Source organism: Dysosmobacter acutus, from assembly GCF_018919205.1.
In the GTDB taxonomy this organism is placed as follows: Bacteria; Bacillota; Clostridia; order Oscillospirales; family Oscillospiraceae; genus Oscillibacter; species Oscillibacter acutus.
In genome coordinates, this window is the sequence record NZ_JAHLQN010000001.1 from 2019789 (window position 1) to 2034120 (window position 14332).

Sequence of the window (14332 nt, forward strand, 5' to 3'; positions counted from 1 at the left end):
CAAGTTTTGATTTTAGATACGATCCATTCCCCTGCGGATGTAAAGGCCTTGAACCGGGAGCAGACGGAGCAGCTCTGTGCGGAACTGCGCCGCTTTCTGGTGGACCAAGTGTCGAAAACAGGGGGCCATCTGGCTTCCAACTTGGGAGCCGTGGAGCTGACGGTGGCTCTGCACCGGGTATTTGACACGTCCAGCGACCGGCTGGTGTTCGATGTGGGCCACCAGTGCTATGTGCATAAGGCCCTGACCGGGCGTCAGGAGCTGTTTTCCACGCTGCGTACATTCGGCGGACTGTCCGGATTCCCGAAACCCTATGAGAGCGGCCATGACGCGTTCATTGCCGGCCATGCCTCCAATTCTGTGTCCGTGGCGCTGGGCATGGCCCGGGCCAGGACGCTGCTGAAGAAGGACTACGCGGTGATCGCCCTGATCGGCGACGGAGCCCTGACCGGCGGCCTTGCCTATGAGGGGCTCAACAACGCCGGCGAGTCCGGTGAACCGCTGATTGTGATTCTCAATGACAACGGCATGTCCATCAATCCCAATGTTGGCGCCATGTCCAACCATCTGAGCCGCCTGCGGACCCGGCCCGGATACTACCATTTTAAAAAGTGGTACCGGAACGCATTGGGGAACAGTGAATTTGGCATGAAGCTCTACCGGTTTAACCACCGGATCAAAACGGCGGTCAAGAAGACGCTGTGGCCTGGCAGCACCCTGTTTGAGGACATGGGCTTTACTTATCTGGGTCCGGTGGACGGCCACAATTTGGATCGGCTGTGCCATGTGCTCCAGTGGGCAAAAGAGCTGAACCGGCCCGTGGTGGTCCATGTGAATACAATCAAGGGCAAGGGCTACGCCTATGCGGAGCGGGATCCCGGCAAGTTCCACGGCATTGCGCCCTTTGACCCGGAAACCGGTCTGGTGAAAAAGAAGGAGCTCAACAGTTTTTCCCATGTGTTCGGCAACGCGCTGACAGAGTATGCCCGGCGGGATGGGCGGGTCTGCGCCATCACGGCGGCCATGGAGGATGGAACGGGGCTCCACCGGTTTGCCGAGACGCTGCCGGAGCGCTTTTTTGACGTGGGGATTGCCGAGGGACATGCGGTTTCCATGGCGGCGGGCATGGCGGAACAGGGACTGATCCCCGTGTTTGCCGTCTACTCTACCTTTTTGCAGCGCAGCTATGATATGCTGATCCACGATGTGGCCCTGTCCAACCTCCACGTGGTGCTTGCCGTGGACCGGGCCGGGCTGGTGGGCGCCGACGGTGAAACCCATCACGGCAGTTTGGATGCGCTGTTTCTGCCGGAGATCCCCAATATGACGGTGCTTTGCCCCTCCAATTATACGGAGCTGCGCAAGATGCTGGAGCGGGCCCTTTTTGAACTGAAAGGCCCTGTGGCGGTGCGTTATCCCCGGGGGGAAGAAGGAGCCTATCGCGATGACAGCGGCAGCGCGCCGATCGTCTGCCTGCGCCCGGGCACGGACATCACCCTTGTCAGCTACGGGACGCTGGTCAACAATGTGTTGGAGGCGGCCGCGGAGCTTGATCGCAAGGGCATTTCCGCCCAGGTGCTCAAACTCAACTGCATCGCCCCCATGGAGAAGGACTGCCTGATGCGCTCTGTGCGCGCCACCCGCCGCCTTCTGGTGTTGGAGGACTCCTTTGGCGCCGGCTGCGTCGGCCAGCGGATTGCCGCCATGATGGCGGAGGAGGGTTGGGCGCCGGAGAAGCTGATTTTGAAAAACCTTGGAAAAACCATCGCTCCCCAGGGGACGGTGGAGGAGCTCCAGCGCAGCTATGGGCTGGATACCCGCGGAATCGTGGAGTCGGTATTGGAGGAGTGCAGATGAGCGCAAAGACCAGACTGGATGTTCTTCTGGTGGAACTTGGGCTGCAGGAGAGCCGCCAAAAGGCCCAGGCCACCATTATGAGCGGGCTGGTCTTCGTGAATCAGCAGCGCGTGGATAAGCCTGGCACCGCGGTGCCAAGGGATGCAAAAATTGAAATTCACGGCAGCGCTCTGAAATATGTGAGCCGCGGCGGGTTAAAATTAGAAAAGGCAATGGCGGCCTTTCCCATCTCGCTGAGCGGCGCGGTCTGCGGTGACATCGGCGCCTCCACCGGAGGGTTCACGGATTGTATGCTGCAAAACGGCGCCAAAAAGGTCTATGCTGTGGACGTGGGGTACGGACAACTGGCCTGGTCGCTGCGCTCTGATCCAAGGGTGGTCTGTCTGGAGCGGACCAATGCCCGCTACCTCACCCATGATGAGGTGCCGGATGAGCTGGATTTCGCGTCGGTGGATGTGAGCTTTATTTCGCTGAAGCTGATTCTTCCTCCCCTTTGGGGCTTGCTGAGAGAGGGCGGACAGGCGGTCTCGCTGGTCAAGCCGCAGTTTGAGGCCGGCCGGGAAAAAGTGGGGAAGAAAGGCGTTGTCCGGGACCCGGCGGTCCATCTTGAGGTGTTGGAGCAATTTCTGATCCATGCAAAGGATTCAAACTTTACAGTCCTTGGCCTGACTTATTCCCCAATCCGGGGCCCGGAGGGGAACATTGAATATTTGGGCTATTTGCAAAAGGGTGGCGGCGGACAGGCGTCATTTGACCTGAAGGCTCTGGTGGAGGAGTCCCATCGGTGTCTGAAAGAGGGAAGCGAATGAAAAAAGTGATACTTTGCCCCAATCCCTATCGGGATAAGGGCTTTGCGGGGACAAAAGCGGCGCTGGAGCTGCTGAAGGACACCGGCATGGAAATCGTAGTGTGTCTGCCCTTCAGCGACGATGGGCGGTTCCGGGATCCGGAGCTCAATATGCTCCCCCTGCAGCAGGAGCTGAGGAACAGCGATATGGTTCTTGCCTTCGGCGGCGACGGAACCATCCTGCATTTGGCGAAGGCGGTTGCCCTGCGGGGAATCCCCATGCTGGGCGTCAACTTAGGCAGCCTGGGGTTCATCTCCGAGCTGGAGCAAAATGAGATGCCCCGTCTGCGGGAGCTGGCGGAGTGGAACTTTGCGGTGGAGTGCCGCATGATGCTTGACGTGGCTGTGCTGCGCAATGGAAAGCAGATCTACACCAACTTAGCGCTCAACGAGGCCTCCGTCACCAAGGGGGCCGTGGCCCATGTGATCAAGCTCCATGTCTCCTCTGACGGCAAGGATCTGGTGGAGGTGCGGGGGGACGGCATCGTCCTGGCAACGCCAACCGGTTCCACGGGGTATTCCCTGTCCGCGGGCGGCCCCGTGGTGGAACCCACGGCCCGGAATCTGCTGGTTTCCCCGATCTGTCCCATCTCCATGCGGTTCAACTCCTATGTGCTTTCCCCGGAGCACACGCTGACCGTGTGGCCGGTGGAGTCGGGCCGGAAGCCGGTCTACCTCTCGGTGGATGGCGGAAAGGCCTTTCTTCTCAAGCCCGGCGACGTGGTCCGGGTCCGCCAGTCCAAACATGAGCTGAAGCTTGTCCGTTTGTCCGGGAAGAGCTTTAGTGAGATATTTGAAAAGAAACTGCTTGCAGGAGGACAAAAGGATGAAAAATGACCGGCAGGCCAAAATTTTGGAGATTATTACCTCGGAGAATATTGAAACCCAGGAGCAGCTTCTGACCCGTTTGCAGGACATGGGAATCCGCAGCACCCAAGCCACGATATCCCGGGACATCAAGCAGATGCACCTCATCAAGGAGCCCATGGGGCAGGGGATGTACCGCTACGCCGTCTCGGGCAACCGGACAAAGCTGAATTTTGCAGAGCGTCTGAGGACCATTTTCCGGGAGAGCATCACCAGCATCGACAGCGCCCAGAACATTGTGGTGCTCAAGACCATGCCGGGTCTTGCGTCGGCGGCCTGCGCCGCCATGGACGGTATGGAGTTTCCCTTTATGGTGGGCTCCCTGGCCGGGGATGACACCGCCTTTATCATCATGCGGGACAACGAAAGCGCCGACGAATTCTGCAAAGAGATTCAGGAGATGCTCTGATCGATCCGATCATCTTAAGGGGGGGAGGGAGTCCATGCTGCAGCTGCTTCACATTGAGAATATCGCGGTGATCCAGGAGGCGGATATCTCCTTCCAGCCTGGGTTCAACGCCCTGACCGGAGAGACCGGCGCCGGTAAATCCATCGTCATCGACGCCTTGGGAGCGGTCCTTGGCAGCCGCACCTCCCGGGACCTGATCCGCACCGGGGCGGGCAAGGCCTTTGTCAGCGCGGAGTTCTCCGGGGTGCCGGCGGACCTGGCCGGATTGGTGGAAAACGGCATCGTGCCGGATGAGGACGGGACGCTGCTGCTGCAGCGGGAGATCATGTCGGATGGAAAGAATCTCTGCCGTGTCAACGGACGGCCCGTCACCGTGGCCCAGCTGCGCCAGATCGGGAATGAGCTGCTGAACATCCACGGCCAGCACGACGGCACACAGCTTCTTGATGAGGAGCAGCACTGCGGTTATCTGGACCGCTTTGGCCGTGTGGGGCCGCAGTTGGAGGCGTATGGCGCCTGCTATGAGTCCATGATGGAGCTGCGCCATAAGATTCGCGCCCTTCAAATGGACGAGGCGGAAAAGGCCCGGAAGGTGGACAGCCTTCACTTCCAGATCGATGAGCTGGAGCGGGCCGGCCTGAAAGCCGGGGAGGAAGAGGAGCTGGACGCCCGGCGGGACATCCTGCGCAACAGCGAAAAATACATCTCCGCCCTCAGCGGAGCGGATTACTGTCTCAGCGGCGACGACGACACTGCCGGGGCACTGGCACAGATCCGGGAGGCGGAAATGGCCCTCTCAGGTGTGAAAAACTTGGGTGGTCAGCTTGCCGAGCTGGCGGAGCGGTTGTCCCAGATGCGCAGTGAAGTATATGACCTTGCCGAGATCGTCCGGGACTTGAAAGAGGATTTTGAGTTTTCCCCGGCGGAACTGGATGCCTTGGAGAGCCGGGCGGACCAGCTCTATCGGCTGAAAAAGAAATACGGCTCCACGGTGGAGGAGATGCTGGAGTACCTGGACCGATGCCGAAGGGAGCTTGGCGAAATCGAGTTGGCTGACGACACGATAGAGCAGCTGGAAAAAAAGCTGCGGTCGGCGGAGAAGAAGACAGCGGAAGCGGCGGAAGCCCTGACCGGCGTGCGGAAGGCGGCGGCGGGCGATTTGGAGCATCGGATCTTAGGCGAGCTCCGGGACCTGGACATGGGGAAGGTGCGCTTTTCCATCGAGATTGTGCCGAAGGAGATGGACGCCAGCGGCATGGACCAGGTCCGATTCCTCATGTCGGCCAATGCCGGCGAGGATTTGAAGCCCATCTCCAAAATCGCATCCGGCGGCGAGCTGGCCCGGATCATGCTGGCTCTGAAAAACGTGTTGGCTGAACAGGAGCGGGTGGGTACGCTGGTGTTCGACGAGGTGGATACCGGTGTGTCCGGCCGGGCCGCCCAACGGGTGGCGGAAAAGTTGGCTGCCGTTTCCCAGGGCAAACAGGTGCTGTGCGTAACCCATCTCCCGCAGCTGGCCGCCATGGCCGACACCCATTTTTCCGTGGAAAAAGGGGAGGAGAAGGGCCGTACTTACACCCGGGTGATCTGCATGGACGCGGAGCAGCGCAAGGCCGAGCTGGCCCGGATCACCGGCGGCAGCCGCATCACGCCCGCGCTGCTGCAAAGCGCGGAAGAGCTGATGCGCGAGGCGGAAATTTATAAAGAGGGGTTGCACCATTGGAAAAAATAGAGACACTGCGAAAGCAGCTTCTGGACGTCTTTCCCGTCCGGAAAACCGCGGCACAGAAGCAGGCGTTCCGGGAGTGGCTGAATCGCCAGCTGCGGAAGATGGGCTACTCCGTTGAGGTCGAAACCTATGGGATGGGCACCAACAATGTGATCGCCGGCCGGCCGGAGACCGCGGAGCTGGTGTTTACCGCACATTATGACACGGGTCCCCGGGGCATTGGCTTTGTATCGCCCACCAATCTGCTATTGTCCGTACTGATTCCGGTGGCGACGGTGCTCATGATGGCGGCGGCCGCGTTTGTTCTCTCCGTGCTGCCCACGTTTTTAATCAACGCGCCGGGCGCCACGGTCCCGCTCTTTGTTGCGCTGATGTTTTTCGGGCTGTGGATGATGGTCCGTGGCCCGGCAAACCCCAACAACGCCAACAGCAACACCTCCGGCGTGCTGACCGTGCTCTCCATCGCCCAGGCCCTGCCCAAACCACTTCGAAAGCACGTGGCCTTTGTCTTTTTTGACAACAGTGAGGCGGGGATGGCCGGCGCGTCCAAGTACAAAAAGAAGCACTCCGCGGAAATCGGAAGCCAGGTTTTTTTCAACTTCGACTGTGTGGGCGACGGCGACTATATTTTGCTGATGCCCTCCAAAAAATCCAGATGGGACGGCCAGCTGCTGGACAATCTGGAGCAATGCTATCAGCCGGTGGGGGAGAAGGTGGTCAGACAGACCATCGAGGGTCTGGTCTACTACCCCTCCGACCATCGGAAATTTGCCTTTCATGTGGCGGTGGGCGCGTTCCACCGGAAAAAGGGCGTGGGATACTACTTAAGCCGCATCCATACGCCAAAGGATACGGAACTGGACGAAACCAATATCATGCTGCTTCGGGACGGCACAGTGCGCCTGATCGAGGCGTATTACAACGAGAAGACGGGAGACAAGAAAGATGCAGATTTATGAGGAACTGGTGGCCCGTGGCCTGATTGCCCAGGTGACGGACGAACAGGAGATCAGAGAGCTGATCAACAATGGGAAAGCCACCTTTTACATTGGGTTTGACCCCACGGCGGACAGCCTCCACGTGGGCCACTTTATGGCGCTGTGCCTGATGAAGCGGCTGCAGATGGCGGGCAACCGGCCCATCGCCCTCATCGGCGGCGGAACCGGCTACATCGGCGACCCCTCCGGCCGCAGCGATCTGCGGTCCATGATGACGCCGGAGACCATTCAGCACAACTGCGACTGCTTCAAAAAGCAGATGGAGCGCTTCATCGAGTTCGGCGAGGGCAAGGCCATGATGCTCAACAACGCCGACTGGCTGCTGAAGCTGAACTACGTGGACTTGCTGCGGGAGGTGGGCGCCTGCTTCTCCGTCAACAACATGCTGCGGGCAGAGTGCTACAAGCAGCGGATGGAGAAGGGGCTGAGCTTCCTTGAGTTCAACTACATGATAATGCAGTCCTATGACTTCTACCACATGTTCCAGACCGTGGGCTGCAATATGCAGTTCGGCGGAGACGATCAGTGGAGCAACATGTTAGGCGGCACGGAGCTGATCCGCAGAAAGTTAGGCAAGGACGCCTATGCCATGACCATCACGCTGCTGATGAACTCCGAGGGCAAAAAGATGGGGAAGACCGCCAACGGAGCCGTCTGGCTGGACCCCGCCAAGACCAGCCCCTTTGACTTCTATCAGTACTGGCGCAATGTGGGCGACGCGGATGTGCTCAAATGCATCCGCATGCTGACTTTCCTGCCCCTTGATAAGATCGACGCCATGGACCACTGGGAGGGCAGCCAGCTCAACCGCGCCAAGGAGGTTCTGGCCTATGAGCTGACCAAGCTGGTCCATGGGGAAGAGGAAGCCCAAAAGGCCGAGGAGGCCGCCAAGGCCCTCTTTGCCGGCGGAGGCGACACGGAGCACATGCCTACCACCACCCTGGGCGACGCACAGTTCAGCGATGGCCAGATCGGCGTTTTGAACCTCTTGGTGGCCTGCGGGTTGTGCGCCTCCAACGGCGAGGCACGCCGCCTGGTCCAGCAGGGCGGAGTCAGCGTCAACGACCAAAAGGTCACGGACGCGGCTCAGGTCTACACAAAGGATGACTGCGCCGGCATGGTGATCAAAAAGGGCAAAAAGGTGTTCCACAAGGTGCAGGTGCAATAAAACAGAGAAGAGCTGAGGCGTTGCCTCAGCTCTCTTTTTTCAGCAGATGATAGGTGTTCAGCGCGTGCTTGAGCTGCTCAAGATGTTCCGGGCTCATCTCGCAAAGAGGCAGCCGCAGCTCACCGACTCCATAGCCCATCAGGTTCAGCGCGGTTTTCACCGGGATGGGGTTTACCTCACAGAACAGCGCGTCGCACAGTTCCTTAAGACGTAGCTGCAGCCGTCCAGCCTCCTGGAAGCGGTCCGTCAGGCACAGGTGGGTCAGAAGGTGCATCTCCTTGGGCATCACATTCGCGGCCACGGAGATGACGCCCACACCGCCCAAGGCGCAGATGCAGACGGTTTCGTCGTCGTTGCCGGACCAGATGTAAAAGTCCTCCGGGCAGAGGTTGCGTGTTTTCTGGATAAGGCTGAAATTGCCGGAGGCCTCCTTGACGCCCACAATGCTGGGGTGTTTGGCCAGGACGGCATAGGTCTCCGCGGTGAAGCTTACACCGGTGCGGGAGGGGACGTTGTAGAGGATCATGGGGATGTCGACGGCGTCCGCAATTTTGTTGTAGTGGCGGATCAGTCCCAGCTGGGTGGCCTTGTTGTAGTAGGGGGTGACCAACAGCAGGCCGTCCGCGCCTGCCGCCTCCGCGTCACGGGACAACGCAAGGGAGTTTTCCGTGCTGTTGGAGCCGGTCCCGGCGATCACCGGCACCCGGCCGTCAACATGCTCGATGCAGTATTCAATGGTGTTCATCCGTTCCCGATAGGTCATGGTGGAGGACTCGCCGGTAGTGCCGCAGACGATGATGGCATCCGTGCCATTGGCCAGCTGGAAGTCGATGAGCTTTCCCAGTGCGGGCAGGTCTACCACAGCTTTGGTAAAAGGTGTTACAATCGCTACGCCAGATCCTGTAAAGATAGGTTCCTTCACAATCAATACACTCCTTTATGATAAAAAAGAGCGTGCGCCCGCAACTCCGCAGACGCACGCGTTCTCTTTTGTAATGCTTACTTGGCGCTGATGTATCCTTCCTTGCACAGCAGCTCCGCCAGCAGCACTGCGCCGCCGGCAGCACCCCGGAGGGTGTTGTGGCTGAGACAGACGAACTTGTAGTCGTACTGGGTGTCGGGGCGCAGGCGGCCGATGGAGACCGCCATGCCGTGCTCGAGGTTCCGGTCCAGACGGGTCTGGGGCCGATCGTTCTCCTCAAAGTAGTGCAGGAACTGCCTGGGGGCGGAGGGGAGCTCCAGCTCCTGCGCCCGGCCGCGGAAGGAGGCCCATTCGGCCTTGATCTCCTCCATGGAGGGAACCCGGTCCCGGAACTTCATGAAGCAGGCCGCCATGTGGCCGTCCAGGCAGGCAACCCGGAAGCACTGGGCGGTGATGGAAGGACCCTCGGCCTTGACAATCCGGTCTCCTTCAATGCGGCCCCACAGCTTCAGAGGCTCCTGCTCGGATTTTTCCTCCTCGCCGCCGATGTAGGGGATGACGTTATCCACCATCTCCGGCCAGCGCTCAAAGGTTTTTCCGGCGCCGGAGATGGCCTGATAGGTGCAGACCAGCGCCCGGTCCAGACCGAATTTCTTCAGCGGGTGCAGCGCGGGCACATAGCTTTGAAGGGAGCAGTTGGACTTGACAGCGATGAAGCCCCGCTTGGTGCCCAGGCGTTTGCGCTGGGAGTCGATGATCCGGATGTGTTCGGGATTCAGCTCAGGCACCACCATGGGCACATCGTCGGTCCAGCGGTGGGCGCTGTTGTTGGAGACAATGGGGCACTCCAGCTTGGCGTATTTTTCCTCCAGGGCGCGGATCTCTTCTTTTTTCATGTCCACTGCACAGAAGCAGAAGTCCACCAGTCCGGCGATTTTCTCTGCGTCCGCCTCTGCGTCCATGACCACAATTTTCCTGGCTTCCGTGGGCATTGGCTGCTCCAGTGCCCAGCGGCCGTCCACCGCTTCTTCATAGGATTTACCGGCGCTGCGGGCGCTGGCGGCGATCACGGTCAGTTGGAACCAGGGGTGGTTTTCCATCAAAGTGATGAACCGCTGGCCCACCATCCCCGTGCCTCCGATGATGCCAACCTGATACTTTTTCATGCGTACTTCCTCCTATGTAAAAATAATTCTGAATTTATGGAAAGATTCTTGTCGATTTTGCTTGAAATGGGGTTGTTTTTTGTACTATAATGTACAGAGAACAATCGATTTGTATTTGTATTGCGGACAAACGTTCGCCTACCAAACAACGGATTTGCCTAATGGTAGCACACTTCTTTCCGGGAGTCAACCAGAAAATCAATGGAGGCGCTATGAAGAGATTTTGGACTGCGGCCGCGTTGGGCGCGCTGCTGGCGTGCCTTACATGCGTCAGCGCGCTCGGGGCCGTCAACGACATGCTGAAGGTGGGGCTGCGCTACGGCTCCGACGCCCTGTATTCCGCCAACCTGGAGAATTACACCGGCAACGGCTCGGGGTACTCCTTTGGGTATTTTGACGAGGGGCGCGGCTTTGTGTCCCTTGGGAGCACCTCGTACACCACCATCTCCATGACCCAGGACGGCAACATCTATGTCGCCTCCGACGGCACCTATTCCTCCACCGCACCCTCCGGAGCCTTCTCCGTGATCGGGGGATACCATGTGCAGCTCCCGGGAAGCTATCCCTCCTATGAAAGCGCCCAGTCGGCCGCAGGCGCCTATGACGGGTTTGCGGCCTATGTGGGCGGGACATTCTATGCAAGGGTTGGCTCCTATTCCTCCTACGGGGAGGCCCAGTCGGCTGCCGCAGGCTATGGCGGGGACGTAGCCGAACCAAGCAGCACCGGCGTGACCGTCACCGTGACCGGAACCACCAGGATTCTCTTCCAGTTCGACTGCTATGGCGCAAGGAGCCTCGGCGTCCAGCCGGGAGGCGCCGCGAATCCCGTCACCTGGTTTAAGGGCTATCGCTATTACGGCGCCTTTGAATATCAGCGCGTCACCGGCGGCAGGATTAATGTGATCAACGTGGTGGATTTGGACGACTATGTCAAGGGCGTGATCCCCTATGAGATGAGCGGGGACTGGCCCCTGGAGGCTCTGAAGGCCCAGGCGGTCTGCGCCAGAACCTACGGCGCCCGGACCACAAAGCACCTGAGCTCCTATGGGTTTGACCTGTGCGGCGGCACCGACTGCCAGGTCTACCGCGGGACGGCCAGCGCCACCTCCAACAGCAACCGGGCGGTGGAGGAGACAGCGGGGCAGTGCCTCTACTATAACGGCAGCTACATCGACGCGGTCTACCACGCCTCAGATGGAGGCGCCACCGAAGATGCGGCCAACGTCTGGGGCGGGGATACAGGCTATCTCATCGGGAAACAGGACCCCTATGAGGGCACCATCTCCATCCCCAATTATCAGTATACCGTCAGCTATACCCCATCTCAGCTCACCTCCATTTTACAGGCCAAAGGGTATTCCATCGGAACAATTGTCAATGTGTATGTCTCAGAACGCACCAATATGGGCAATGTATGTAAGGTGACCTTTGTGGACAGCTCCGGAAAGGAGCTCACCGTCTCCCGGGAAGCCTGCCGGACGGTGTTTTACAGCAGTACATATAATAAATCGGTCCGCAGCATGCGCTTCGACATCGCCGGAGGCAGCGGAGGAGTGCCGTCCTCCGGATGCTATGTGAACAACGCCTCCAACCGCCTCTCCTCTCTCAGCGGAGCCTATACCATCTCCGGAAGCGGAACCGTGGGCCGCTACAGCGACAAAAGCGCCTATGTCATCACCTCTTCGGGCACAAGCCGCCTTGCCTCTCCCGACCCGTCCTCCGTCCCCTCCGGCGAGGGCTTTACCATCACCGGGACAGGAAACGGCCACAATGTGGGGATGAGCCAGTACGGCGCAAAGGCCATGGCGGAGCAGGGATATCGCTGCGAGGATATCTTACAGTTCTATTATACGGGAGTTTCCATTTGGTGACACCTGAGATTGGAAGAAAGCATGAAAACTTCGGACTTTTATTTTGACCTTCCCAAGGAATTGATTGCGCAGACACCGCTGGAAAAACGGGACGGGTCCCGTCTTCTGGTGCTCAACCGTGCCACCGGCGAAACGGAGCACCGCCACTTCTATGAGCTGCCTCAATTCCTTTCCCCTAATGACTGCCTGATCCTCAACGACTCCAGGGTCCTGCCCGCCCGTCTTTTGGGCCAGCGGCTGCCGGGCGGAGGCGCCTGTGAAATCCTGCTGCTGATCGACAGGGGGGAACAGGTGTGGGAGTGTCTGGTGCGCCCCGGAAAAAAGCTGCGTTCCGGCCAGCGCGTCAGCTTCGGCAACGGAGAGCTGACGGCGGAGATCGTGGGTGAGGTGGAGGGCGGAAACCGCCTGGTGCGCTTTGCATACGAGGGCATCTTCCTGGAGGTGCTGGAGCGCCTGGGCAAGATGCCCCTGCCGCCCTACATCAAGGAGGAGCTTCAGGACCAGGAGCGGTATCAAACCGTGTACTCCAAGGTTCTGGGCTCCGCCGCGGCGCCGACGGCAGGGCTTCATTTCACACCGGAGCTGCTTGGCAGAATTTCAGAGCTGGGCGTGGGCGTGGGATATGTGACGCTCCACGTGGGACTGGGCACCTTCCGCCCTGTGAAAGAGGATACCATCGAGGACCACGAGATGCACAGCGAGTACTGCGTCATCCCGCAGGAGACAGCCGACCTCATCAACAGGACACACGCAAAAGGCGGGCGGGTGATCTGCGTGGGCACCACCTCCTGCCGGACACTGGAGTCCTGGGCCGCTCCCGACGGCACCATGAGGGCCAGAGCGGGGTGGACCAACATCTATATCTATCCCGGCTATCAGTTTAAGGTGATGGACGCACTTGTCACAAATTTCCACCTGCCTGAGTCCACGCTGATCATGCTGGTTTCCGCATTTGCAGGGCGGGAGCATATTCTGGAGGCCTATCAGGAGGCGGTGCGGGAGCAGTACCGCTTTTTCTCCTTTGGGGATGCCATGTTCATTCGTTGAGCTGATTCGGACAAGAGAGAACAGGAGAAGTCTATGGAATTGACCGACCTGCCCAATATCGGCCCTGTACTGGAGGGGCATCTGCGCAGTGTGGGCATTATAAGCCCGGAATCGCTGCGCCGGTGCGGTGCGGCGGAGGCATTTGTGCGGATTCGCGCCCAGACGGACAAGACCGCCTGCCTTCACAAGCTCTTGGCTCTGGAGGCCGCGGTGGAGGGAATTCCCAAGAAGGAGCTGTCCGCTGAGAAAAAGGCAGAGCTGAAAGCCTTTTATAAAAGTTTAGCGTAGGAGTTTGACTATGTTCACACTGATCAAGACCCAGGGCCGCGCCCGGCGCGGTACCTTTACCTGCGCCCATGGCGGTACGGTGCAAACCCCTGTCTTTATGAACGTTGGGACGCAGGCGGCCATCAAGGGCGGCCTCTCCGCCCACGATTTAAAGGAGATCGGGTGCCAGATCGAGCTTTCCAACACCTATCATCTCCACCTTCGGCCTGGGGATGAGGTGGTGCGGAGTATGGGCGGCCTTCACAGCTTTATGGACTGGGATGGCCCAATCCTCACCGACTCCGGCGGGTTTCAGGTGTTTTCCCTGTCCTCTTTGCGCAAGATTCGGGAGGAGGGGGTTTATTTTTCCTCCCATCTGGATGGGCGGAAGATTTTTATGGGGCCGGAGGAGTCCATGCGGATTCAGTCCAACTTAGGCTCAGACATCGCCATGGCCTTTGACGAATGCGTGGAGAATCCCGCCACCCACGACTACGCCAAACAGTCCTGTGAACGGACGCTGCGCTGGCTGGAACGGTGTAAGGCGGAACATGACCGGCTGGGCGCCCTGCCTGATACGGTGAACCCAGGCCAGCTGCTCTTTGGCATCAATCAGGGCGCCACTTTCGCAGACCTCCGGGTGTGGCACATGAAGGAGATCGCAAGGATAGACTGTGACGGCTATGCCATCGGCGGACTTGCCGTGGGGGAGCCCACGGAGGTGATGTACGAAATTATTGACGCGGTGGAGCCCCATATGCCTTTCGATAAGCCCCGCTACCTCATGGGTGTGGGGACGCCCTCCAATATCATCGAGGGGGTGGCAAGGGGAGTGGACTTTTTCGACTGCGTCATGCCGGCCCGCAACGCCCGCCACGGAAAGCTCTTCACCTGGGGCGGGACGATGAACCTGAAGAACGAAAAATACAAGACCGACCCGCTTCCCATCGACCCGGAGTGCGACTGCCCGGTCTGCCGCAGCTTTTCCCGGGCCTATCTCAGGCACCTCTTCAAAGCGGAGGAGGTACTGGCGCTGCGGCTGGCGGTGATGCACAACCTGTATTTTTATAACAAACTGATGGAAAAAATCCGGAATGCCTTGGATGAGGGCACTTTCGAAGCATTCCGTGCCAGGTACAGCGGAAGGCTGGAAGAGCGGATTTGACAAAAGACTTGCAAATCCT

Annotated in this window: 13 protein-coding genes; 11 read left to right on the forward strand and 2 right to left on the reverse strand. The window is 59.3% G+C overall.

Translation table 11 applies throughout. The annotated features are described in order from the left end of the window. Positions 1-6 precede the first annotated feature (6 nt). From dxs to tyrS, 7 genes are read left to right on the forward strand one after another with little or no spacing between them, the layout of a single operon-like run. Positions 7-1857 carry a 1-deoxy-D-xylulose-5-phosphate synthase gene (dxs, locus tag KQI82_RS09765; protein WP_216632575.1) on the forward strand — a complete coding sequence of 617 codons (1851 nt, stop codon included), beginning with the start codon at positions 7-9 and terminating at the stop codon, positions 1855-1857. Next, on the forward strand, positions 1854-2666 hold the full coding sequence (locus tag KQI82_RS09770) for a TlyA family RNA methyltransferase (protein ID WP_216632576.1): 813 nt from the start codon (positions 1854-1856) through the stop codon (positions 2664-2666). The genes dxs and KQI82_RS09770 overlap by 4 nt, the downstream gene beginning before the upstream one ends. Further along, positions 2663-3541, forward strand: coding sequence for an NAD(+)/NADH kinase (locus KQI82_RS09775; protein WP_216632577.1), 879 nt, complete (start codon positions 2663-2665; stop codon positions 3539-3541). The genes KQI82_RS09770 and KQI82_RS09775 overlap by 4 nt, the downstream gene beginning before the upstream one ends. Further along, positions 3531-3980: an arginine repressor gene (gene argR, locus KQI82_RS09780; protein WP_216632578.1), complete on the forward strand. Its 450-nt coding sequence runs from the start codon at positions 3531-3533 to the stop codon at positions 3978-3980. Before KQI82_RS09775 ends, argR begins: the two co-directional genes overlap by 11 nt. Positions 3981-4014: 34 nt before the next feature. Continuing rightward, positions 4015-5712: a DNA repair protein RecN gene (gene recN / locus KQI82_RS09785; RefSeq protein WP_216632579.1), complete on the forward strand. Its 1698-nt coding sequence runs from the start codon at positions 4015-4017 to the stop codon at positions 5710-5712. After that, positions 5700-6668 (forward strand): M28 family peptidase, encoded by a 969-nt coding sequence (locus KQI82_RS09790; protein ID WP_216632580.1) that lies wholly within the window; start codon positions 5700-5702, stop codon positions 6666-6668. Before recN ends, KQI82_RS09790 begins: the two co-directional genes overlap by 13 nt. After that, positions 6655-7875 (forward strand): tyrosine--tRNA ligase, encoded by a 1221-nt coding sequence (gene tyrS, locus KQI82_RS09795; RefSeq protein ID WP_216632581.1) that lies wholly within the window; start codon positions 6655-6657, stop codon positions 7873-7875. Before KQI82_RS09790 ends, tyrS begins: the two co-directional genes overlap by 14 nt. A gap of 25 nt (positions 7876-7900) precedes the next feature. On the opposite strand, the gene dapA is transcribed toward tyrS, so the two are convergent. Then, entirely contained in the window at positions 7901-8797 is an 897-nt protein-coding gene (gene dapA / locus KQI82_RS09800; RefSeq protein ID WP_216632582.1) for a 4-hydroxy-tetrahydrodipicolinate synthase, read from the reverse strand. 77 nt (positions 8798-8874) lie between these two features. After that, positions 8875-9963, reverse strand: coding sequence for an aspartate-semialdehyde dehydrogenase (asd, locus tag KQI82_RS09805; RefSeq protein ID WP_216632583.1), 1089 nt, complete (start codon positions 9961-9963; stop codon positions 8875-8877). A gap of 212 nt (positions 9964-10175) precedes the next feature. Between asd and KQI82_RS09810 the strand changes: the two genes are divergently transcribed. The 4 genes from KQI82_RS09810 to tgt are packed head-to-tail and all read left to right on the forward strand — an operon-like array spanning position 10176 to position 14313. Then, positions 10176-11834, forward strand: a complete 1659-nt coding sequence (locus KQI82_RS09810) for a SpoIID/LytB domain-containing protein (RefSeq protein ID WP_241426684.1) — start codon at positions 10176-10178, stop codon at positions 11832-11834. A gap of 21 nt (positions 11835-11855) precedes the next feature. Beyond that, positions 11856-12881, forward strand: coding sequence for a tRNA preQ1(34) S-adenosylmethionine ribosyltransferase-isomerase QueA (gene queA, locus KQI82_RS09815; RefSeq protein WP_216632584.1), 1026 nt, complete (start codon positions 11856-11858; stop codon positions 12879-12881). A 33-nt stretch (positions 12882-12914) separates the two neighbouring features. Continuing rightward, positions 12915-13169: a TfoX/Sxy family DNA transformation protein gene (locus KQI82_RS09820; protein WP_216632585.1), complete on the forward strand. Its 255-nt coding sequence runs from the start codon at positions 12915-12917 to the stop codon at positions 13167-13169. A gap of 10 nt (positions 13170-13179) precedes the next feature. Further along, on the forward strand, positions 13180-14313 hold the full coding sequence (gene tgt, locus KQI82_RS09825; RefSeq protein ID WP_216632586.1) for a tRNA guanosine(34) transglycosylase Tgt: 1134 nt from the start codon (positions 13180-13182) through the stop codon (positions 14311-14313). Positions 14314-14332: the final 19 nt, after the last annotated feature.